Below are 22347 nucleotides of genomic sequence, written 5' to 3' on the forward strand. Positions count from 1 at the left end.
CGGTCAGATGCATCGCTTGTACTCGCTGGCGAGCGCCGCTTAGAGGGGTCTGGCTTTATCGTGCAGTGTTTCCAGCTCGCTCTCGACCGCGCTTTGAACATCCTTCCACTTTTTCGGATTATCTGGCTGGAGCTCGTCACGGTCCTGCCGTGCGTCACCCGAACGGCTCGGCTCAGCTGGTTTTTTAGTACGTGGTGCTTGCGGATCGGTCTTCATGGCTCACCTCTCGTACGCCCTGCGGTCGATGCGTATTAGAAGTTTAGAAACGCCCCATGTTCAAAACCAGTAGCCGCCAGCAACAAATTTCAGGCAAAAAAAAAGCCCAAGCAGCTGATGGACGCTTGGGGCTTAAAAATGCGTAAACCGTGGTAGGTGAACACGACCGCGATAATAGCTCACCACTTGAGATGTAACAATATATTTACATCTTTTTTTTACACAAAAAATCACCTAAGTCCTTAAATAACCACACTTTTTTAAAGGTCGCAGCTCATATGCCGCTACTTCAGCGAGAGCTTGGCGCTATTGAAATGCCCTCGCTCGCATCACCGTAAATTCGAAAATGCCTGACCTCTCCGGCATCCATGGTCGTTACCACCTCGCGTAAGGAAATGCCTAACGAACACAGGCCGTTACCCTTCAGGTCTTCGCCTGCGCCGACAAAGACTTCCCCGGGCTTAGTGAAAAATCTCGCTCCTTCACCAGGTCCCACTCGCGCAACAAAATCACCGTTCACATAAACACCGATATAGCAGGCCGAACCCAGCAAACCGCCATCACGCGTCACAAAAATCGTTCCGCTGTCTCCCTCGGTGGGTTGCTGAAATGCAAAAACCCGATCTCCTGGAACCTGAGCGGCCTTTTCTGCTGGAACTGGAGAAGTCATGCACCCTGAAATGAATAAAAAGGCTGCAACCCCTATGAAAATTCGCATGTTGAGCCCCCGTAAATCTATGCCAAGGCTTTATCACCAGCGAGTGAACAGAACAGGTCCCGGGATCGGGATCCCATGGCTGAATGCATGAGAAAGAGTATAGATGTCAGGGATGAGGACCTGATCGACTGCCGTGGCTGGCCAGGATTATTTCTACGCCGTTTATCGCCTGCTCGGGCCGCTCAGCATCCATTGCATGAACGCCCCGGAAGACAATGGGACAGAGAAGAAATATCCCTGCCCGACCTCATAACCTTGCGCCCTGAGAATGTCACGCTGGGCCGCGTGCTCAATGCCTTCAGCGACAACATGCAAGGAAAGCCCCTTACCAATACCGATAACGGACTCGCTTAATGCGCGGCAGGAAGCATCGTGCTCCAGGTCATCAACAAAACTCTTGTCCAGTTTCAGCTCACTGATCGGCAACCGTCGCAAGTACCCCAAGCTGGAATAACCTGTGCCAAAGTCATCAATCGCCAGACGCACACCCAAGGCATGCAGATCCTGGATGGTTTTCTCTGAACCAGGGCTGTTGCAAAGCAATACGCCTTCCGTCACCTCCACGCACAAATCGGCGGGCTGCAATTTACATCGGCGCAATTGCTCGGCGATCTGCCCCACCAGATTCAGATTGTGAAAGTTGATCGGTGACAGATTGATCGACATGGACGGGACCACGAATCCTTGCCGGCGCCACTGCGCCAATTGCCCGCAGGCCTCTTGCAGCACCCATTGGCTCAGCTTATTGATTAACCCGCACTCCTCGGCCAAAGGTATGAATCGCGCTGGCGAGATACTGCCCAGTGCTGGGTGTTCCCAGCGTGCCAGCGCCTCTACGCCGACGAGACGCCCGCTCCTCAAATCGACTTGCGGCTGATAATCCAGGTGAAGACCATTCTCAGCCAGGGTCGCACGCAACGCTGTCTCAAGTATCAAACGTTGCTGAGCGATCTTGTTCATTTCTTCGAGAAAAAAACTGAAGCCGCCGCGTTCGGTACGTTTGGCCTGGTACATCGCAATATCGGCGCAATGCAGCAGGTTTTCCATATACTGCCCGTCATCTGGAAACATGCTGATACCGATGCTGGCCGACAGGCCCACGGAGGTGCCGGCTATATTAGCCGGAGTACTCAGGATCATCTTCAGCCGTTCGAGAAAGGTCGTGACCTGCGTGGCATTCATCCTTGGAAGCACCAGAACGAACTCATCTCCGGATAACCGCCCGACAATGTCCGACTCCCGGAGCACACTGCGTAGCCGTTGCGCTACGACTTGCAGCAACTCGTCGCCCGAAGCATGCCCCAGCGCATCATTGACCTGCTTGAAGCGGTCCAGGTCGACAAACAGTACCGCCAACTCAGCCTGCTCCTGAGCAACTTCGGCAATGGCGCGGTCCGCTTGTGCCAGCAAAAAACTGCGATTGGGCAAGCCGGTCAACGCATCATAAAACGCCATTCTTCGAATCGATTCACGTGCCTCTTCCCGCTCGAGCGCCAACATGCACAAGTGCGTTCCCGCCGTCACCAGGTGAGCATGCAAGGCATCGGGACCGCGACATTCCCTGAAATAGAGTGCAAAGGTGGCAGCAATCCGGCCAGCGCCGTTGCGCACGGGAATAGACCAGCACGCTCGCAAACCCGACTTCTCGGCCAGAGACTTGTAATCCGCCCAGAGCGGATCGTGATTGATATCCGTCACCAGAACCGGTTCGCCCCTGTAGGCCGCCGTCCCGCAAGACCCGACAACTGGACCTATCGGTAATCCCTCGATAGCTCTGGAGTAATCAGTCGGCAAACCAGGACTGGCCAGCGGGTGCAGAAATCCCTCCGGGTCCACGCTCAGGATCGAAACGATGACTTCTGGCGCGATGCGTTCGATCTCCTGACACATCAGGGTCAATACGCTTTCCAACGACTGCTCTTTCAAAAGAGCCCCTATCACCTTGTCCTGCAACACCTCATGCAGCTTTGACCGGGTGATGTCAGTCAGCACAATGACGATGTTGTCGACCTTCCCTTGAGCATCGAACACGGGGGTCGACGAAATATGCACCCAAAGCCTTTGACCATTACGCTTGCTGATCAGTGCGCTGGCTTCACAGGGCTCACCACGCAGGACTTTTTCGAGCACCGCTTGCGCACGCGATTCGGCCTGAATATCGGAGACAAAGAACATCAGAGGCGACCGCCCGATGACCTCCTCACGGGAATACCCGAGCAATCGAACGAGCCCGTCATTGACATAGATGAGACGCGCATCAGCGTCGACGATACAGGTGGCAGAACTGGTGATGTTGACCGACATCGACAGCAACCGGTGTTCGATATCTTTCAGGCGCGTCTGTGTCACATCCTTGAGGAAGGCTGCATATAGGATTCGGCCCCGCAAGGTAATTTTCGAGATCGACATCGCGCCCCAGCGCTCCTCGCCATCCTTGCGCGCGATATGGACTTCCCGGCTGACGCCCACGATCTTGTTGACCCCGGTCTCCCGGTTCGCGCCGACATAACCGTCATGGTGGGGACGTATGACGTGAGGAACCAATCTATTGACGTTGCTCCCCAGTATTTCTTCACGAGGACAACCCCAAAACTGTTCGGCAGCCGCATTGAAAAACACTACGTTATTCTGGTCATCAATGACCACCACGGCATCGACAGCCTGCTCCAGTGTTTGCACGAAAAAGTCTTCTGCCTCTTCGCCGCTCGCCAGTCTGACTTTCGTGTCCATAATCGCCACTTTTCCAATGCCACCACGGTCCACCATCCCTGGCTGCGTGTGAAGCGTCATAAAAACCTTCAGACCAGGAAGGGGACTATCAACGGAGCAACGCGTAATACTGTTTCTATGTCGAAAGTCAGGATTTATTCACTCTAGTCGTCCCCATACGTCACTGCGCCCTCGGCTTGAAATCACAGGATAGCTTCGAAGTGACTGAGCGGTCGATCCAATCCATCGCTACGACGCCCGGATCGAGTAGGAGGCGGCTTCACAGCCGCCGTCCTCTCACACCACTGTACGTACGGATCCGTATACGGCGGTTCAAGTTATGCGATTAAGCCGAGTCATCGTATCCAGTATTGAGACCAGTCCAAGCCGATCCCACAGTTTCTTCGGTAGCGCGTGATTCAGATGCGCAGCACCGGAACTCCACCATGGGCCCCGGCCATTGAACGCCGAAATGCAGGCGCGGTGCCTGCTGAGCCCCAGACGCATCAGGTGGCGAGCCCTTGTTGAGGGCCGTTTCCATTGACGCCATACGGCGCAGCGCAGCTTACGACGCACCCAGCCATCAAGCTTCTCCAGTGCTCGCTTGCCCTGAGTCAACTTGAAGTAGCCAGCCCAACCGCGCAGCACAGGATTTATTCGCTCAATGACGGTTGCCATCTTGCACCCCCGCGCTCCGCGCAGTAGCTCTCTGAGTCGGTCGCGCAAGCGATCCAGACTCATGGTTGCCACTCTCAGTCTCGGAGGCTGATGCCAGCTCATCCCGTAACCCAAATAGTCACAGACCCAAGTCCGTGCCACGCGACTCTTTTCCCGGTTCAGCGTCAGTTTCAGGCGCTGATTCAAGAAGCACTCGACACCGGCCATCACTCGTTCACCCGCACGACGACTGCGCACGTAAATGTTTGCGTCGTCGGCATAGCGCACGAAACGATGGCCCCGCCGTTCCAGCTCGCGGTCGAGTTCGTTGAGCAGGATGTTCGACAGCAACGGCGAGAGCGGGCCGCCTTGCGGCGTCCCTTCCTGCCGTCGGCTGACGAGCCCACCTGACATGGACCCCCGCTTCGAGATAACGACGTATGAGCGTGAGCACGCGTTTGTCTGCGATTTGGCGCGCCACATAGGCCATCAACACATCGTGGTTGACCCGATCAAAGAATTTCTCCAGATCGAGTTCTACACACCAACGGTAGCCTGCGGCCACATGGGCACGGGCTGTTTCGATGGCTTGGTGGGCGCTTCTGCCCGGACGAAAACCGTAGCTGTAGTCCGAGAACAGAGGATCGAAGATCGGTGTGAGCTGTTGCAGTAGAGCTTGCTGGATCAGGCGATCCATCACATTGGGGATACCCAACTGACGGATTCCGCCTTTGGGTTTTGGGATTTCGACGGCGCGTACACCTTGCGGATGGTACTCACCGGCCAGCAACCGAACCTTGAGGATCGGCCAATACTGTTTCACGTAGCCCGCCAAGTCGTCGACCGTCATGCCATCGGCACCCGGTGCGCCCTTGTTGCTAACTACGCGTTGATACGCACGCTTGAGGTTAGCCGGTGCAAGCACCCGCTCCATCAACGTGTCCGGCTCCGCGTTCGTCCACGTCACAGACGCCGCCAATACCTCTGCGCTGTCAGCCGTCGTCCTCGGATACTGTCCGGGACTCGGAGTAACAGTCTTCTCTGGGAGAAATTTCTGCATTTCGGTATTCAACGAGACTCTGACGCCTACTGGCGGCATAACCTGTTCGGCCCTTGGTGACACGGTTATTCGCCACTTACTTCGGCCTCGGCTGACTTCTGCACGCTCATCCCGTCATCTCGCGACGCTCGGTAGCACAGTGGCAAACGTGCAGATCTCCCAGGGTAATTCGCGCGACCTTCCTGCTTATGCCTGTCGGATCTACGTCGCAGCGTCCCGTGCAAGTATTGGGCTTTGAGGAAGTTTGCCCCCTTACCCCGCTGCGCCGCCTCTATCCGCTTCCTGTTCGTCAGGCCAGCATTTTGCCTCGGGCTTCCTTCAGATTCGCAGTCACCCGCGACACCCTTGCCTCTGGCTAACACTTCCCCTTGCCGGGTGTGTAGAGGACTTTCACCTCCAAGTCACCAGCGTGGCCACCACAGCCAAGCTGGTTGCGCTTACGCGCAACGCGCCATGCCTGGCGCACAAACGAAAAAGCCCAGCATCATACTGGGCTTATTCGACTTCAGACTGACTCAATGAAGCTGACGCTGCCTTTGTAGCTCGGTCTTCAGCCAGAGGCTTGCGGGTTGTACACCTGCTGGGCATCGCACTTCATAGAGACTGCCACTCATGCTGCTTTTAGTGGCCGCCAGATCGATGAAGTCTTCTGCACTGCCGATCATGTTCTTGCCTTCGAGGTAGTTCAGCTTTTTCTCCAGATGCGCCCGAGCCTGGGGACCCGGATATTCGCTTGCGTTACGCACGAACCGGCACTCACTGTGCTCGACAAAATCCAGCAGGCTCTTTATTTCTTGAGCGGCTTGAGGTGAGGTTTGAGCCTGCGCATTGGCCACCATCGCGATCAGACCAATACCCGCCGCCATCAGCCATTGGCTGACAGGCCGAGCCATCCTTGCTGTCAGAATCCGCATGACCTTTCCTCGTCCCGACCAGGCTTCAAGCGTCAGTCGTCTCTGTTGTCATGATCACGATTGTGGTAACGACCTTCGCCCTGATCATTGTCACGACGCTCGTATCCACGGCCATCATGGCGATCATAACTACGGTGATACTCACGACCATGATCACGGCCTCGGTCATGATCTCGACCGTACCCGTCTCCATCTTCCCAGTAAGGCCAGCAGCCTCCCAGCAGGAGAGAGCTTGAAATGGCCAGGATCATTATCGCTGTGCGCTTCATATGAACATCCTAAAAGCAAGGGTCAGTGCTACGGAGAAGGATTGTCGCTACCCGCAAGTTTAGTCTGGAGAGCGCTCAACCATAGTTACGACCATCAAGCAGATCAATGATTCATTAGTGAGCGATGGCACCTCCAAAAATCAGATTCCGCGATCATCAAGCCTGACCGATTGCAGGGGCGTTACCGGTGCGTCTCGCGATTTCGATCCCCCAGTCCAGAGCATCTTCCATGTCCAGCAGATGCGGTTTTGGGTCATGGTCCTCAAAGAGGACCGTGCCGTCGGGCTGGTAAACACCGATGAACATCTGCAACGAGCCGTCCCTCAGAATCTTGGCTTTCACCTCGATCTTGCGTCCGTTCGAAAGCGTTTCCGAGTGGATCATATGGCGCTCAGTCATTGCTGCATCCCTCTGTTGGTTGATCGTCGAGTAACCCGCACTAAAGAGCCCACCGCGTACGGGCTTTTTTTGCTCCTGTGTAAACTCTCGACAGCGTGCCACTATCGCAGTTCGAACTTTGGCTTCGCCGCGCCCTCTACAGTTCTAGTGCTCTCTCTATCGTCAATGCACTGACGAGAGCAGCTTGGCAACCGGAAACAACAACGCACGTTTCAAAATGCTCAATAGTCAAAATAGCAGTCTGAACACAAAAACTACTTATTGAGGTGCACAGCATGCGAATCACACTGCTTACCCTTGCTCTAGGTGCCCTGATCACACAAGGAGCAATGGCCGCTGGAGATGGCGACGCAGCCGTTGGCGGGGGCCTTGGCGGCGCGCTGGGCAACATAGTCGGTCAGAAAATGGGCGGAAGCACCGGTGCAGCGATCGGCGCGGGTGTAGGGGGCGCTGCAGGCAGCGCTGTCGCTGCGCCGAGGGGCAACAAAACCAACGCAGCGATCGGCGGCGGGCTCGGGTCGGCGGGGGGCTCGGTCGTTGGTCATCAGTTGGGGGGCTCAACCGGCTCCACCATTGGCGCAGGCCTCGGCGGTGCCGCGGGCGGCGCACTCGGCAATAACCTGTCCGACGATAATCGCCATCGTGGCTCAGAGGGCAGAGGTTACAACGGTAAACACCATCATAAATACAAGAATAAATATAAACACGATTAAAGGGTTGAGTTGACGTGCACGTTTAAGCCCGATCTCGCGTCGGGCTTTTCCCTTCGATCCCGTCATACCTTTGTCACACCTGGCAAGCATACTGGGACCAGCCAAAAGGATTTGGCCCTATCTACAGGCCCATCTCCAGAAAATACGCCCCCCCCCCCGTAGAGACTCCTTTCTTTGCCGGCATCGCTCTACCCGCTACCATTTGCTATACGACGCCCTCCAGCCGGCAGTCAATGAGACTGCCGGGCTCGACATCAATCTATCCTGGCTCCGCTACATCGAACTCATGCATGGCGATACTCTTGTGCCTGATGATAGTCACCGTAGTAACGCCCACGATCATGTCCGCGACGGTCATGGTCATGCCAATACGGCCAGCAACCGCCAAGTAACAACGCTGCCGACACCACAAAAATCAAAGCAGTTGTGCGTTTCATTTGATCATCTCCGGGCAGGCCAGTGCCTGACGTTATAGTTGTTTGATGTCCTCATATTGAGGAGGTTCAAAACACCCGGTTGCTGAAGACCCCACCCCCACTGAATCGAAACCTATCAATCATCCGCCTTGAAGTCCCCGAACTCGTTGGGCAGTTCCATCCAGGCATCAAGAGATGCGATCTGCCGTGCTACAGCCGCATCCCATTCCGAGCCTACGGCCCTGTTCTCACGCATCATCTTGTGAACGGCGACCGTAGCCTCTTCATATTCATGATGAACCTCTAACGCTGTCGCCAAAAACTCTTCTTGCCGGTTCATAGGGGCGCTCCAAGGACAGGTAAGAAGTATTGACCCGCAACCACTGGCGCGCCAATCGGCAAGGAGTCGTACATCGGATGTGTCTGTCGGCCACCACGAGCCGGCGAGAAGGTTTTTGAGTGAGAGGGTCAAGCGGTCGAAGAGAAGAGGGATCAATGAGCCCAACGCACTGGTGCGCGAGCAGTTGGCCAAAGTCGCAGCTACTTTTCCCTGTATCGGCAATCAGACTCATTGATCGTTGCCCAGCTCAATGTTGGGCGATTTCCATTTAGCCAAATGGAGATGCATTGGCACACAGACAGCGTGCTATGCACTATTTTTTTAACAAAGCAGCTTCTGCACGTCTAATAACCTTTTGCCCCGTCCTTATAGGCTCAGGAAATAACCCCCCGCCCTTCACCTGGGTGCCCGGCTCATACTGACCACTACACGTATCCTTATAATGGAATCTGTGATGAGACATCTCGCTCTCATCTTGAGGATGCGCAGTAGCAACACATCAATCATTCCCGTGGTGCGGTCGACCCTCCCATCAGTCTTTGACGGGACACCCAAAACCTGCACAATTGCCGGCTTTTTCGCGATAGAAAGTCTCCCAACGGATTGTAATTCTGGGAAATGCCGGTAGCGGCAAATCTACACCCGCCCGCCCCCTCGGCAAGCGCCTGAGCCTGCCCCTGGTGCACCTGGAAACACTGTTCTGGAAGCCCGGCTGGCTCGGGCCCGAAGCTGAGCAGTTCCACGCAAGGGTCCCAGCGATCGCACCGGATGCCTGGATTTGTGAAGGCTGCTAACTGGGCGTCGAGCCTAAGCGCTGGGCATATCCGAACGAAATACACTAACTTCAACTTGCGCGACAAGAGTTTCAAGTAGCGCATATGTTGAATTTTTATAGAAGCGGAAGGCTGTAGCTTACAAACACCCGGTTCTGATCTTGATCACGAGCGGCCTCGCTGTTGGATTTACCATTACGCCAGCCGAATCCGACACCTTTTAGTGCTCCCGACTGAAGGACGTAATCCAGGCTGAAATCCCTCTCCCATTCTTTCTGGGTGACGCCGGAAGTCGTCTTGATATTGTCCCCGGACAGGTAGATGACCGAGGCTTTCAGGCCAGGGATACCCAAGGGAGCGAAATCATAAGCGTACTGCCCGAAAGCCGTGCGTTCGCCTGCACGGGTGAAGCTTTGGATCAGGCGATCGGTATACAGGTAAAGGCTTGCCCCACCGGCCCCCTTGTCAACCAGGCTACCCTGGTTGAGTTGAGTGAAGTTGCTGCCGTCCGACACGCTTTGATAGCCTGCGGTGACCGTATGGCCGCCAAGGCTGTAAATCAATGCCGCACTCCAGGTTCGGTTGTCGATCTCACCATTTCCGTTTTTGGTGTAGCCACTGATTCTGTAGCCCGAAGTACCGGAGCTGTTTTCGCCTGACGAGTCAGTCTTGAAGTAGCGCAGGTCGGTTTTCAGCGATTGATTGTCCGAGATCGCCAGCGTGTGCATCAGTCCGAAAAACTGCTGGGTGTAATAGTTATCGAGGTTGGCGTAGTAGTACTGGGCGGTCAGGTCTTTGCCGAGCTTCCAGTCACCGCCGGCGAAGTTGAACTGATTGCTTTCTCGGGTACCGCCAACAGCGGCAAGTCCCGTCCGATCCGTTGAGCCGCGGCCTGTTGCATGTTCGATCCTGCCCCCGGTAAGCGTCAGGTTCTGGAACTCGCTAGGGAAGTTCTGAAGTACCCACCGATTTTTGATGCCTTCTCTGCGTGAGGTTCAAAAAACGCTGATTTGGTCGAAAAGCAGACCTTTCCACTCTTTAATTCATGATTTTTCCTCTAATCGCGCTGTTTCAGGGCGATTAGCCCGCATTACAGGCGCACCTCTCCTGCATTCAACAATCGTTTTCGCACCATCCACAAGTTCGACAAGGCGAACAACGTCGTCTGTTGAGCGATGTTTTTCGTCAGACCACGAAAGCGCACTTTCGTATAGCCAAACTGGCGCTTGATCACTCGAAATGGGTGCTCAACCTTGGCTCTGACTTGCGCTTTCGCATACTCAATTCCGCGTAGCGCACTGCCGATCACCGTGTCTTTGCCATGCTCTTTGTACGAACTGGGCCGTGCAGAAATCGACCAGATCATCTTGCGATCCTGATGTTCCGGGCGCTTCTGCACCCCGGTGTAACCGGCATCGCCACAGACGTGAACCTCTTCCCCATGAAGCAGTTGATCCACTTGTGTCACGTCCGCCACGTTGGCAGGAGTACCGACCACGCTATGAACCAAGCCCGAATCCGCATCGACGCCAATGTGGGATTTCATTCCAAAATAGTACTGATTTCCTTTCTTGGTCTGATGCATCTCGGGATCGCGTTTCTTGTCTTTATTCTTGGTTGAGCTGGGGGCATGAATGATCGTCGCATCCACTATCGTTCCGTGGCGCAACATCAATCCACGCTCACCCAGATAACCGTTGATAACCTGCAAAATCCCGCCCGCCAGGTCATGCTTCTCCAGCAAGCGGCGGAAGTTGAGGATCGTGGTTTCGTCAGGAATTCGATCCAGATGCAGCCCTGCAAACTGACGCAGGATCATCGTTTCATACAGCGATTCCTCCATCGCCGGATCGCTGTAGCCGAACCAGTTCTGCATCAGATGAACCCGCAACATGGCCAGCAACGGATACGCCGGACGACCGCCTTCACCCTTTGGATAATGCGGTTCGATCAAGGCAATCAACCCCTTCCAGGGCACGACTTGATCCATCTCGATCAGGAAGCGCTCACGGCGGGTTTGCTTACGTTTGCCGGCATACTCGGCATCGGCGAAGGACATCTGTTTCATCGGGGCTCAACCGGTCGATTCGTGTGAGGGGGTATTTCACCAGAGTTGGAAGTCTTTTTCAGAGTTTCCCTAGAGGTGATCTGGCCGCCTTCGAAGGTTTGTGGAAGCAGACGTCCATCGTTGGCCACCAGAATCGGAAGTTTCGGAATCAACGTGCCATAGCGCAGTTCAGTCTTAGACATTTTGACTTTGCCGGTCAGCCCCAGCCGGCTCCACTCGTTGACGGCGCTGTTGTCACTGTCCGAAGGAATCATGGTGCTGCCGACATGCCGTGCCTTGCTGCTGTCCAGGGTAACCCCCAACAATCCCAAGGCATCGACACCAAAACCGATTGTGCCATCGGTGTATCCCGACTTGTAATCCAGCATGAAGCCTTGCGCCCACTCTTCGGTTTTCGAAGGCGTGGCAGTTCCATCGCGATTGTCATTATTGAAGTAGAAGTTTTTCATTCCCAGTGTGGCTTTTCCGTCACTCAGGAAATCGGCATAAGCCTGGGTACTTAACGTAATACTGCTCAGCACAAAAATTGTAGCAATTGCTTTTACTGTCATTTACAGCACTCCTGCTTTTCTTATTTTAATTAGATCAACAAACACAAAAGCCCATCCATTCACTAAGGGGCAAATAGATGGCCGCTGGAATTACTTAAAACGGCCCCCATTTTATTTCCACGGCGATGATCAGCACGACCACGCAGATCGCCATCCAGACAGCAATCAGTGGCGCGACAAATCTCACCCACTTTCCGAATGGTATTCCTGCCACAGCAAGAACCCCCATCAGAACTCCGGATGTCGGATTTATACAGTTAACGATACCTTCACCAAACAAGACCGCATGCACAACTACTTGCCGCGTCAGCCCAATCATGTCGCCGATAGGGACATAGATAGGTATAAGCAACGCCGACTCACCAGAGCCTGAGGAAATCGCGAAATGCATCAAAGCCGCACTAAAATACATGCCTACCGCTGCCATCGCAGGATGTAGTGGGGCTAATAAATCCGCCAGGCATCCGACAATGGGGTCAAGAATTTTGCCGTTATCCAGGACGATCGATATCGCACGTGCCATGCCGACAATAAGTGCCCCAGATACAATCCGGGAACAACCGCCAAGAAAGCTGTTGGCAATTTCAGACGCCGAGAGCTTGCCGATCATTCCCGCAACAATAGCCATGAATACAAACATGGCTGTCATTTCAACTTCGCCCCATTTCAGGGTCATGGCACCATAGATGAAAGTGACCAAGGAAAGCGATGCGAAAGCCAGAATAATCCAGTGTCGGGTTGTCGCTTTCGAATCCTGCCCCGATGCCTCGATAACTTCAGGGCGCTTTTCTCCGCTTTTTCGACAAGTCCGCATATAAACCGTCAAAAAAACAATACATGCCAGGATAAAAAGAGCTGAAGTAATCCCGCGCAACCCAAAGCCAGAAAACAGCGGCAGTTGTGCCAGTCTCTGAGTAAGCCCGGTTGTCACTGGGTTGGTAAGCGCCACATTGAAACCAGAGGCACACGTCAGGTAAACCAGTGACACCCCGAAGATGGGATTCAAACCCAGGGATTTAGCCACCAGCAGACCAATCGGGACGAAAGCAACAACCGCATTGACCACAACTCCCGTTGTCCCGAGCGCCCCAAAGATCAAGCCAAATATAATAACGATCAAAAAATCATTAAGTTTTGTACTGTTTGCTATTCCATTTAACGCTTGATGAATAGCTCCGGTGCTCTCAAGTACAGCCAAAGCGCCGCCCGTAAACAGGATCAGGAAAATGATCGGTGCCGAGTTTTGCAAGCCTGTGGCTATCGCGGTGAAAATCCCTAGTGGATGAACGCCATTTTGGGCAACCGGATGAAGACTTCCCGAGATGACAAATGAAATACCACCGCGCATTTCACGATCAAAAACTCCCGCCGGAATTACCCAGGTTGCAATAGCGGCAACCACCAAGATGATGAACAGAAAAACATAGGGACTCTTGGTTTCTTGCTTTGTGCATTTGGAGGCGCTGCTTGTTTCCTCAAGGGCCGTTTTTGTATTTATCATAGCCTTTTCCTCAAATTATCCTGGTAGATTCAAAATCTCTGGATCAGCTCCGCAAGAAGTGCAGCCCGTACTGGCAAGTCCGAGATAATGATGTGTTCATAAATTGCATGTGGCCCGACACCGGTGGCTCCAAGTCCATCTAGCGTGGGTACGCCAACTGCGGAGGTAAAGTTGCCATCACTTCCCCCGCCCACCGAGGCACCTTCAATTTGAATACCGAGTGCGTTTGCTGCCTCTTGGGCAACAGAAAAAAGCGCCTGGTTTGCAGGCGTATATTCAAGTGGTGGCCGAATCAGGCCGCCAGTTACAGAAATCTGCGCACCGACCAGGCATGGCTTCATTTCTTTAACCAACGATTCGATACGCCGAGCCTCTGACACACTGCTGACGCGCAAATCGACGTTCAACTCGGCGCTGTCTGCAACAACATTCGTCCGCTGGCCACCCTTCGCGATCCCCACATTCAGTGTTGTTCCCAACTCAGGGGCATTCAGGCCATGGAGAAACAGGATCTGCTCGGCCATCTCATGCACTGCACTTACCCCGTCCTCCGGATTGTTGCCGGCGTGGGCTGCACGACCCTTGATCTTGATGTCGAAACGTCCTGTTCCTTTGCGCTCGGTCTTGAGCGCATGGGTATGTGAGGTAGCCGGTTCGACAACAAGTACCTGCTCACACAATATCGCTTCACTTTCGATCCACTCCCGAGAACTCGGACTGCCGAGTTCTTCATCGCTCGAGCATAAAAAGCGGATCTCCCGGTCCTTGAGCAAGTCTAGATCAATGAGGGCCTTGGTCGCCCAAATGGCCTGAACAAGCCCGGCCTTCATGTCCAAAACGCCTGGGCCGTATAACTTGCCGTCCTCCACCTTTATTGGCAGACGCCCAATATCCCAGACAGTGTCAAAGTGCCCGAGGATAGCCGTGCGCCTTGAACCTTGACCGACCGTGAAAACGAGATGGTCACCGTACTCGTCACGCGGAACAATCTCTGCGGTAGCGCCGATACGCCGCACCATGATTTCCTGAAGCACTTCACCGCAGGCATCAACCGCCCGTTTATCTGTAGAGGGTGACTCCGCACTGACAAGTAGCCTTAGATCGGCGAGAAGACTGTCGGAATGCCGGTGGAGGTACTCTTGCACGATACTCATGTTTTTGGCCTGTCATGCGCTAATGAAGCCTGAGTATGGAATGCCTCCATGGCTTGAAAAATACGAAGCGCGCCACTAAATTGTTGCCCTCAGGTCAACAGTTGGCTGCCACCGTAGGGCTTAGAAATGGACAACGAACTCCAGGAAAAACGTCTGGGCTATCTCCACGAGGTTGGGCTTCAAGGAGGTATTCGCAAGGCAGCCGACGTACTTAACGTCAATCCCTCCGTGATCAGCCGTCAGGTTGCGCTCCTCGAACGCAGCTTGCACCTACCGCTACTTGAACGTCGTGGACGAAACGTGGTGCTGACGGAGGCCGGGAAGCTCCTTTCAGATCATTTCTCGGAAACTCAAGAACGCCGAGAGGCGCTAACCAAGCACTTGAATGACCTTCGATATATGCGGGGCGGAACGGTAAACCTTCGTATCGGGCCGGGTATGGTTGCAAACTTTGTGGCCAACGAGTTACGTGAGTTCTCCAAAGTCTACCCGGACGTTTTTGTAGACATCAGTTCAGGCGACATGAGCGCTACGCTGATGATGCTCGTACGTGGGGAAGTAGATATGGCTTTATCCTTCGGCCCTATCGATAACGTTTCTCTTCAACGACGCAGCTTTATCAGAGGCCCCATTTGCGCCATCGTTCCCGATGATGTCGGCGCTGATTGAAAACTGACCCACCCTGCCGATTGAAATTGACCCAGGGCGGATTGCTGATTTGGCATCAGCAATTGTGGATAAGCTTAGCAGTCGTGTCCCGGTGGAAAAGGCATTAAGCCCCACCGCATGTGGGCATGCGGCAGGGTATTTTCGGTGCGGATCAAAACAACTCATCGTCCTCGGCACCATCCTCGTCTTTGCGCTTTCGTTCACGTGATTTGATCTTCGTCTGGGCGACCAAGCTGCTGTGTTGCAGGCGGTAGGACTCGTTGCCCGTTTCGACGATGTGGCAGTGGTGTGTCAGCCGATCCAGCAACGCCGTGGTCATCTTGGCGTCACCAAACACACTCGACCATTCCGAGAAGCTGAGGTTGGTGGTGATCACCACGCTGGTGTGCTCGTACAGCTTGGACAGCAAGTGAAATAACAGGGCACCACCGCTCTGACTGAAAGGCAAATACCCCAGTTCATCGAGTATCACCAGGTCTGTGCGTAACAGCCCTTGAGCGATGCGGCCCGTCTTGCCGTCGTACTTTTCGCGCTCCAGCAGATTGACCAGATCCACCGTGGAGTAGAAGCGCACGCGTTTGTGATGTGTCGTGATCCCGGACACGGCCAAGGCGGTGGCGAGGTGTGTTTTGCCTGTTCCAGGCCCGCCGATGAATACGACATTCTGCGCGGTATCGGTGAACTCCAGGTTGGACAGATCCCTGACCAAGCGAGCGTCTGCGCTGGAAGCGCTAAAGTCGAAGCCGGCCAAATCACGATGCATGGGGAGTTTGGCCATGTTCATCTGGTGGTTCACTGAGCGCACCGCTCGATCCGCATGTTCTTGTTGGAGAAGATGCTCAAGTAGCCATTTCGACGAGGTCGTTGAGGCTTCGCCTTGCGAGGCCAGTTCTTCCCAGGCGCTGGCCATGCCATGCAGACGCAGTTCTTTGAGTTCCGCCATAAGATCACGCATTGCGAGTCTCCTCATCGGTGGTACGGAGCCGGTCGTAGCGTGCCGTATTGGCGACAGGCGCTATCTTGAGTTGCAGGCTGGTTTCGGCGGACGGAGGGGCTGCTGTCGATGTCAGTCGAGCCAGGACATTCAGGATGTGGTCAGCACTCAAGCTGCCTGATTCAAGTACCAACTCCACAGCCACCAACACGGCATCGAGCCCGGCGATGGGGACAGCCGCCAGTACCTGCGTCATGATTCGATCACCATTGGTGTGACGCCTCAGACCGCGTTTTAGCAGTTGCAAAGGCTTCGGCAGATCAGCAAACGGAGCGCCATTGCGCAGCGCTCCGGGCTTGCGCTCGATAAGCGGGATGTAATGCTGCCAGTCGAAACTGACCTGATCTCGATCAAACAGGCGCTCGTGACTGGCAATCGTCGTTTCATCGGCGATGACAACCACCCGAGAAGGATACAGACGGCTGCTGACCCATTGGCCGACCCGCTCACACGGCACCGAATAGCGATTTCGCGCCACGCTGATCAGACAGGTGCTGGAGACCCGAACGGTGCGCTCGACGTAGCCATCAAAGGCAGTCGGCATGGGCATCATTTCCACCCGTTCCAGTTCCAGGACGTCCGCCACGGTCAGCCCGTTGTACTGCGGGTGCACCAGTTCGTCCCAGAGCGCACGGCAGCGTTGGCCGAGCCAGGCATTCAATTCCTCGAAGGTGTGGAACATGCAGTTTTGAGCATCGAGCCAGATGCGCCGTCGGCTGTCTTGGACGTTCTTTTCAACGATGCCTTTTTCCCAGCCGGAGGCCACGTTGCAGAAGTCCGGGTCGAACAGGTAGTGCGCGCACATCACGGCAAACCGGGCATTGACCGTGCGCCCCTTACCCTTGTTGACCTTGTCGACAGCGGTCTTCATGTTGTCGTAGATGCCGCGACGCGGCACCCCACCTAACGCGCCAAACGAGCGGGTATGGGCATCGAACAACATCTCGTGGCCTTGGCTGGGATACGCAACCAACCAAAATGCGCGACTGGCGCACAGCTTCATATGGGAGACCTGGATGCGTCGGAACAGGCCGCCGATCAGCAGACCTTCTTCGCTCCAGTCGAATTGAAAGGCCTCCCCGAGTGCAAAGGTCAGCGGCACAAAGGCCCGTAAAGACTTGCCTTGCTCGCCGCGCCACGAGCGTATGAAGGCGGTGAGCTGGCTGTAGCCGCCGTCGTACCCCTCGGCCTTGATCTGTTCGAAGAGTGCTTTGGCACTTCTGCGATTGTGCTTTGCCCGAAACGAATCGGCCTTGAGCGCCTGCTCCAGCGTCTCGTGAAATGGACTGAGTTTGTTGAAGGTTGCGCACCGTTGGTACGCCGGCTGGGTGGCTTCGGGTGCTCTGACCCATTTTCGGATGGTGTTTCTCGACAGCCCGGTACGCTTGGCTATCTGGTGCAGCGAGAGCTTGTCGCGGAAGTACATCCGCCGGATTTTTCCCAACATTTCCATGCTGATCACCCTGTGTTCTCCTGCTCGGAAAGCGAGCAGAAGCAGTTGAACACCTGGGTCAGTTTTCAGTCGGCAGAACAGCCTTTACTGGGTCAGTTTTCGGTCAGCGGCAACACCGATGATCATCCATTGAAAGACTTCACCAGCATTCCCATAAAAGAGCTGGCACACCATAGGCTCATAGCGCTGACAAATACGTACGGCATACAACGCTATATCAATAAGATGTTCGAGTCCGAAAACGTGGCTTTCACCCCTGCATATCGCTGTAACCAGCAGTCAGTCGCGATAGCCTTATGCCAAGCCGGCCTTGGGGTAGGTTTCATGACAGCTCAATCACTTGGGCAACAAGGTGGGAATTCAAAGCTTTTAGCTATACCACTTGATCACCCGATCGCGAGGGAATCACAGTGTCATATTCTGCGCAGCTCAGATCGCCGACTACACCCCGCCTCTGAACATCTATGGTGGTTACTCGTAAACCACCTGGAAAGGACTCAAAACGAAGGGGCTATATAAACCTTTTCTTCGCGGTATCGTAGACGTTCTGAGGTGCCTCGGCAGGCCGAACTTCTACCCAACAAGAACGACATGACGAAAGAAATCGTCATCCATTCCACTCCCACACGCCCATAGGCAAGGCGTTTCGAGGAGCCTTTAACATCACCATCTCAGCGGCAATGGGGTGAATTGCCCGTACCTGCTTCAGGGTTCCCAATGGGAGTATCCATTCGATGATGCCCTGGAAATGGCGGAACAGACGGAAGTTTGACCATCCTTCGCGACGGTCGATGCTAGACCGTCGCTATCCGACCCAGGCTGTGTGAAAACGCGCGAAATACGTCAAAACCGGTGAGTCGCGAGGGTTGCCTGTGGAATCAGCGGGCAGAAGCGCGAATTACCTGAGTCAGCTACATAGATGATCGTAATGCCGTTTGGGTATCTGGTTATCCAGAGAAATACGGACTGCGTCATGACGCCAGAACTCGCGATCGCAATCGAGAATCCGTCCATGTTGGTCATAGTTGATGCGAATGATCATTAGCAGTGGACTGCCTTCTGGCAGATTGAGATGACGTGCCACGCTGGCATGCGCCGCGGTCGGGTATATATCAAAAGTGGCCCGGCCGCATTGGATGTCATATTGCTCTCGATAAATCGATGTCAGCGACTGTGTCAGATCCAGCTTCAATATGTCTGGGACAAATTCCGGTTTCAGATAATGTTCTACAAACATGACGACGCGCCCATCGACATAACGTAGGCGTCGTATGCAGTGCAGCATGCTTGACGGCTGCAGCGCCATCTTCAGGCATAACTCCGGGGTCGCCGATTCCGTACTGGTCGAAATCACCTGTGTGGCAGCCTTGCGACCCTGACTTTCGACCATCTGGTGGAACAGTGAACTTGTGAAAGGGTTGTACTCAAGTCGCGGAGGGGTCACAAACCAACCGCGTCTGCTTTCCCGATAGATCGATCCTTCTGCCTCCATTCTTTGCAGTGCTTCCCTGAGCGTGACGCGCGTTGTGGAAAACATCTCACTCAGTATTCGCTCGGAAGGGAGTTTGCTTCCAGACGCCAGCGTGCCATTGAGGATTTGCGCGGCCAACGCGTGATGGATGCTGGCAGCCTGGGTGGTGGTTTTTTTTGTCACGGTGATGGTCTGGTTGATTTTTGAGCGCCGATATTATCCCAGTTCAGGATTTCATTTCCTTTACGATGCACTCAACTGACGCAATTTGCGCCGAAAATTCATGACGGTGGCGTCTTCGGGATCACAGTGTTGAGCGTAAGCCGCGAAAATTGACGCGTCCCAAAGTGTCACATTACGGTCATTTCTTGTGGGTAGCATCCAGTTTCCGCCCAAATCTGGTCTATACCACACGGCTAAATCATGAAAAAAATGCTGATTACGAGTTTGCTTTCAAGTGCCTTGTCGATTGCAGTTCCTGGTGCGTACGCGCAGCCGGACCTGGATGCTTTGATCTCCGCAGCCAAAAAAGAAGGCGCGGTCAATAGCCTGGGGATGCCGGATAACTGGGCGAACTGGAAAGATACCTGGGCCGAGATCACGCAAAAATATGGCCTGGTGCACCTGGACACCGACATGAGTTCTGGGCAGGAAATCGCCAAATTCGAAGCTGAAAAATCCAATGCATCGGGTGACATCGGTGACGTTGGCCAGTCTTTCGGCCCGATTGCCGTCAAGAAGGGTGTAACCCAAGCCTACAAGCCGACCAACTGGGATGATATTCCGGCTTGGGCCAAAGACGAAAACGGCCATTGGGTAGTGGCTTACAGCGGGACCATTTCATTCATCAGCAACAACAAGCTGGTCAAGAATCCGCCAAAGACATGGGGCGATTTGCTCAAAGGCAACTATAAAGTGACCGTTGGCGAAGTGGGTGTTTCGGCGCAGGCCAACAGTGCACTGCTGGCAGCGGCGATTGCCAATGGCGGCAACGAAAAGAACCTGCAACCTGCGTACAAGTTATTTGCCGAACTGGCTAAACAAGGCCGGCTTTCCATGACCGATGCGAGTATCGCCAACATGGAAAAAGGTGAAGTGGAAGTCGCACTGTTATGGGACTTCACCTCATTGGGCTACCGCGACAAGATCGATCCATCCCTGTTCACGGTATCTATTCCCGAAGATGGTAGCGTGAGTGCCGGCTATTCAACACTGATCAACAAATACGCGCAGCATCCGAACGCCGCCAAGCTGGTGCGTGAATACATCTTCAGCGATGCCGGCCAGATTAACCTGGCGCGCGGATTCGCACGTCCGATTCGTAGCAACGTCGTCCTGCCACAGGATGTAAAGGACAAGATGTTGTCTGCTGAGCAATATAGCAACGCCAAACCAATCCAGGACTTCGTGGCCTGGGAGGCGACTACCAAGGCCATACCGCGGCAGTGGCAAGAGCAAGTCATGATTTATAACAAGTAATTCCAGCAGCGTTAGGCCACCTCTACAAACCACTGCACGAACTTGGGTCGTTCACTACGGTTTTTAGAGGTGACCATGAGAATAGTGTTCGGGGCATTGGCCGCACTAAAGCTTTACTGCAGCGGTGCCCCGCTATCACTTATCAAAAACCAGCGAACACGGAATTACTAGCCGTATGACAACTGCATCGAACCCGCTGGCAACCCCAGTGACTATTGAAACCCCCACTTATTCACGCTTTCGCCACTGGCGGGCGGCGCTGTTCCTGCTTCCATTGCTATGCGTATTGGCGCTGTTTTCGCTGGCACCGACAGCATGGCTGCTTATCAACAGCGTGCAGGTCGATGGCGCATGGTCGCTGGCGAACTTCAGCGAAATCCTGAGTTCCCCTTTTTACCGGCAGGCCTTCGGCAACAGCCTCTGGGTTTCCGTCTGCTCAAGCCTGATTGGGCTGGCCATTGCGCTGGTGGCCGCCGCTTCGTTGAAACGGGTGGATTGCACTGTTCGCGATATAACGGTGGCATTCACCAATATGACCGGCAACCTGAGTGGGGTTTCCTTGGCATTCGCCTTCATTATCGTGATGGGAACAAATGGCGCCATGACATTGCTCTTGCGGCGATGGGGGCTTTTGGCTGATTTTGATCTCTACACGCAAACTGGACTGACGCTGATTTACAGCTATTTCCAGATACCGCTAGCGGTACTGTTGCTCTATCCGGCCTTCGATGCGCTGCAGGATGATTGGCAGGAGGCCGCCTCCTTGCTGGGTGCCAGCCGTGCCAGTTACTGGCGCCTGGTTGCGTTGCCGGTGCTGATGCCAGCGGTATTCGGCACCTTCATTTTGCTGTTGGCCAATGCAATGGGGGCCTATGCCAGTGCGTATGCACTGATGACGTCGAACTACAACCTGGTCACCATCCGCATTTCCAGCCTGGTGGCGGGAGACATTTCTCTGGAACCCAATCTGGCGGCGGCACTGTCAGTGCTTCTGGTCGCGTTGCTGGTGTCCGTGGCGACGTTCAACCAGTTCTTGATGAGGAGAAGCCACCATGCACACTAACCGTTATCACCAGTTCGTGCTGTATGGATTGATGGGACTACTCAGTATCCCTGTTCTGGCGACCCTGGTTTATTCATTCTCCCAACACTGGGGAGCAACGGTACTACCCGACGGACTGACATTCGACTGGTATCTCAAGTTGTGGCATGAGCCGCGCTTCTTGTCCGCCTTCAGCCACTCCCTGTTGATTGCACTGGGCACATTGGCCTTCAGTACAGTGGTCATCGTGCCTGCCACATTTGTCGTGTTTTATTATTTTCCGCACCTGGATCGTTGGATGAACATCCTGATATTGATCCAGTTCGCGGTGCCACCCGTGGTGTCGTCGGTGGGCTTGTTGCAGATTTATGCTGACGGCCCGCTACCGCTGATCGGCACGCCGTGGGTGCTGATCGGGTGTTATTTCACGATTGTTCTGCCGTTCATGTACCGGGCGCTCGCCAACGGTCTACAAGGGCTGAACGTGCGCGACCTGATGGATGCGGCGCAGCTGCTAGGGGCAAGTACTCCCGCTGCTTTTTTACGGGTGGTCTTGCCAAATATCCGCAAGGGATTGATGGCAGCCTTGTTTCTCTCATTCTCCTTCCTACTGGGCGAGTTCGTGTTCGCCAACATATTGGTTGGCAGCCGTTACGAAACCTTGAACGTCTATCTCTATTCCGTACGCTCCACCAGCGGTCATTTTGTGAGTGCCGTGGTGATGAGTTATTTCATATTTACGCTGGTCGTGACCTGGATTTCCACCCGCTTGAGTCGATAG

Annotated in this window: 19 protein-coding genes and 4 pseudogenes; 7 read left to right on the plus strand and 16 right to left on the minus strand. The window is 54.4% G+C overall.

The genetic code is table 11. From position 1 onward, the window contains the following. Window positions 1-39 precede the first annotated feature (39 nt). The 6 genes and pseudogenes from HK44_RS18405 to HK44_RS18430 all read right to left on the minus strand — a co-directional run bounded on the left by HK44_RS18405 (window position 40) and on the right by HK44_RS18430 (window position 6942). On the minus strand, window positions 40-216 hold the full coding sequence (locus tag HK44_RS18405) for a hypothetical protein (protein ID WP_020723511.1): 177 nt from the start codon (window positions 214-216) through the stop codon (window positions 40-42). Window positions 217-505: 289 nt separating this feature from the next. Continuing rightward, window positions 506-934 (minus strand): hypothetical protein, encoded by a 429-nt coding sequence (locus HK44_RS18410; protein WP_019690010.1) that lies wholly within the window; start codon window positions 932-934, stop codon window positions 506-508. A 162-nt stretch (window positions 935-1096) separates the two neighbouring features. Next, on the minus strand, window positions 1097-3724 hold the full coding sequence (locus HK44_RS18415) for an EAL domain-containing protein (protein ID WP_242031567.1): 2628 nt from the start codon (window positions 3722-3724) through the stop codon (window positions 1097-1099). 252 nt (window positions 3725-3976) lie between these two features. Continuing rightward, window positions 3977-5399 (minus strand): annotated as a pseudogene (gene ltrA, locus HK44_RS18420) (group II intron reverse transcriptase/maturase). 476 nt (window positions 5400-5875) lie between these two features. Next, window positions 5876-6274, minus strand: a complete 399-nt coding sequence (locus HK44_RS18425; RefSeq protein WP_024265054.1) for a DUF5329 domain-containing protein — start codon at window positions 6272-6274, stop codon at window positions 5876-5878. Window positions 6275-6699: 425 nt separating this feature from the next. Next, window positions 6700-6942, minus strand: coding sequence for a hypothetical protein (locus tag HK44_RS18430; protein WP_024265055.1), 243 nt, complete (start codon window positions 6940-6942; stop codon window positions 6700-6702). A 275-nt stretch (window positions 6943-7217) separates the two neighbouring features. Between HK44_RS18430 and HK44_RS18435 the strand changes: the two genes are divergently transcribed. Further along, entirely contained in the window at window positions 7218-7655 is a 438-nt protein-coding gene (locus tag HK44_RS18435; protein ID WP_019690005.1) for a glycine zipper domain-containing protein, read from the plus strand. A gap of 284 nt (window positions 7656-7939) precedes the next feature. On the opposite strand, the gene HK44_RS18440 is transcribed toward HK44_RS18435, so the two are convergent. Both HK44_RS18440 and HK44_RS18445 read right to left on the minus strand, forming a co-directional pair. Then, window positions 7940-8092 carry a hypothetical protein gene (locus tag HK44_RS18440; RefSeq protein ID WP_158002036.1) on the minus strand — a complete coding sequence of 51 codons (153 nt, stop codon included), beginning with the start codon at window positions 8090-8092 and terminating at the stop codon, window positions 7940-7942. Window positions 8093-8207: 115 nt separating this feature from the next. Continuing rightward, window positions 8208-8411, minus strand: coding sequence for a hypothetical protein (locus tag HK44_RS18445; protein ID WP_019690003.1), 204 nt, complete (start codon window positions 8409-8411; stop codon window positions 8208-8210). A 602-nt stretch (window positions 8412-9013) separates the two neighbouring features. On the opposite strand from HK44_RS18445, the pseudogene HK44_RS29875 reads away from it, so the two are divergent. Beyond that, window positions 9014-9199, plus strand: a pseudogene (locus HK44_RS29875) (AAA family ATPase); the annotation flags it as partial. Between the two features lie 101 nt (window positions 9200-9300). On the opposite strand, the pseudogene HK44_RS18450 reads toward HK44_RS29875, so the two are convergent. From HK44_RS18450 to HK44_RS18470, 5 genes and pseudogenes are all read right to left on the minus strand, one after another. Then, a pseudogene (locus tag HK44_RS18450) lies at window positions 9301-10128 on the minus strand (OprD family outer membrane porin); the annotation flags it as partial. A 146-nt stretch (window positions 10129-10274) separates the two neighbouring features. Next, entirely contained in the window at window positions 10275-11252 is a 978-nt protein-coding gene (locus HK44_RS18455; RefSeq protein WP_024264756.1) for an IS5 family transposase, read from the minus strand. Window positions 11253-11266: 14 nt separating this feature from the next. Further along, a pseudogene (locus HK44_RS18460) lies at window positions 11267-11803 on the minus strand (OprD family outer membrane porin); the annotation flags it as partial. A gap of 94 nt (window positions 11804-11897) precedes the next feature. Next, a complete protein-coding gene (locus HK44_RS18465) occupies window positions 11898-13304 on the minus strand; it encodes a YfcC family protein (protein ID WP_019690000.1) in 1407 nt (468 codons plus the stop codon). 29 nt (window positions 13305-13333) lie between these two features. Then, complete coding sequence (locus tag HK44_RS18470) at window positions 13334-14458, minus strand: M20 family metallopeptidase (RefSeq protein ID WP_019689999.1); 1125 nt, start codon at window positions 14456-14458, stop codon at window positions 13334-13336. Between the two features lie 126 nt (window positions 14459-14584). On the opposite strand from HK44_RS18470, the gene HK44_RS18475 reads away from it, so the two are divergent. Then, window positions 14585-15127 carry a LysR family transcriptional regulator gene (locus tag HK44_RS18475; RefSeq protein WP_024265059.1) on the plus strand — a complete coding sequence of 181 codons (543 nt, stop codon included), beginning with the start codon at window positions 14585-14587 and terminating at the stop codon, window positions 15125-15127. 151 nt (window positions 15128-15278) lie between these two features. On the opposite strand, the gene istB is transcribed toward HK44_RS18475, so the two are convergent. Beyond that, window positions 15279-16082: an IS21-like element helper ATPase IstB gene (gene istB, locus HK44_RS18480; RefSeq protein WP_024264730.1), complete on the minus strand. Its 804-nt coding sequence runs from the start codon at window positions 16080-16082 to the stop codon at window positions 15279-15281. After that, window positions 16075-17574 carry an IS21-like element ISPpu27 family transposase gene (istA, locus tag HK44_RS18485; RefSeq protein WP_141651662.1) on the minus strand — a complete coding sequence of 500 codons (1500 nt, stop codon included), beginning with the start codon at window positions 17572-17574 and terminating at the stop codon, window positions 16075-16077. Before istA ends, istB begins: the two co-directional genes overlap by 8 nt. A gap of 12 nt (window positions 17575-17586) precedes the next feature. Between istA and HK44_RS18490 the strand changes: the two genes are divergently transcribed. After that, the gene (locus HK44_RS18490) at window positions 17587-18093 is read left to right on the plus strand and encodes a LysR substrate-binding domain-containing protein (protein ID WP_024265060.1); all 507 of its coding nucleotides are present in this window, start codon (window positions 17587-17589) and stop codon (window positions 18091-18093) included. A 388-nt stretch (window positions 18094-18481) separates the two neighbouring features. On the opposite strand, the gene HK44_RS18495 is transcribed toward HK44_RS18490, so the two are convergent. Then, the gene (locus tag HK44_RS18495; RefSeq protein ID WP_019689997.1) at window positions 18482-19228 is read right to left on the minus strand and encodes a UTRA domain-containing protein; all 747 of its coding nucleotides are present in this window, start codon (window positions 19226-19228) and stop codon (window positions 18482-18484) included. Between the two features lie 240 nt (window positions 19229-19468). Here HK44_RS18495 and HK44_RS18500 point away from each other — a divergent pair, with 240 nt between their 5' ends. The 3 genes from HK44_RS18500 (at window position 19469) to HK44_RS18510 (ending at window position 22347) form a co-directional block, all read left to right on the plus strand. Then, entirely contained in the window at window positions 19469-20524 is a 1056-nt protein-coding gene (locus tag HK44_RS18500; RefSeq protein ID WP_019689996.1) for an ABC transporter substrate-binding protein, read from the plus strand. A 175-nt stretch (window positions 20525-20699) separates the two neighbouring features. Further along, window positions 20700-21587 (plus strand): ABC transporter permease, encoded by an 888-nt coding sequence (locus HK44_RS18505; RefSeq protein ID WP_019689995.1) that lies wholly within the window; start codon window positions 20700-20702, stop codon window positions 21585-21587. After that, window positions 21577-22347: an ABC transporter permease gene (locus HK44_RS18510; RefSeq protein WP_019689994.1), complete on the plus strand. Its 771-nt coding sequence runs from the start codon at window positions 21577-21579 to the stop codon at window positions 22345-22347. Before HK44_RS18505 ends, HK44_RS18510 begins: the two co-directional genes overlap by 11 nt.

It is taken from the genome of Pseudomonas fluorescens HK44 (assembly GCF_000217955.3).
Classification (GTDB): Bacteria; Pseudomonadota; Gammaproteobacteria; order Pseudomonadales; family Pseudomonadaceae; genus Aquipseudomonas; species Aquipseudomonas fluorescens_AQ.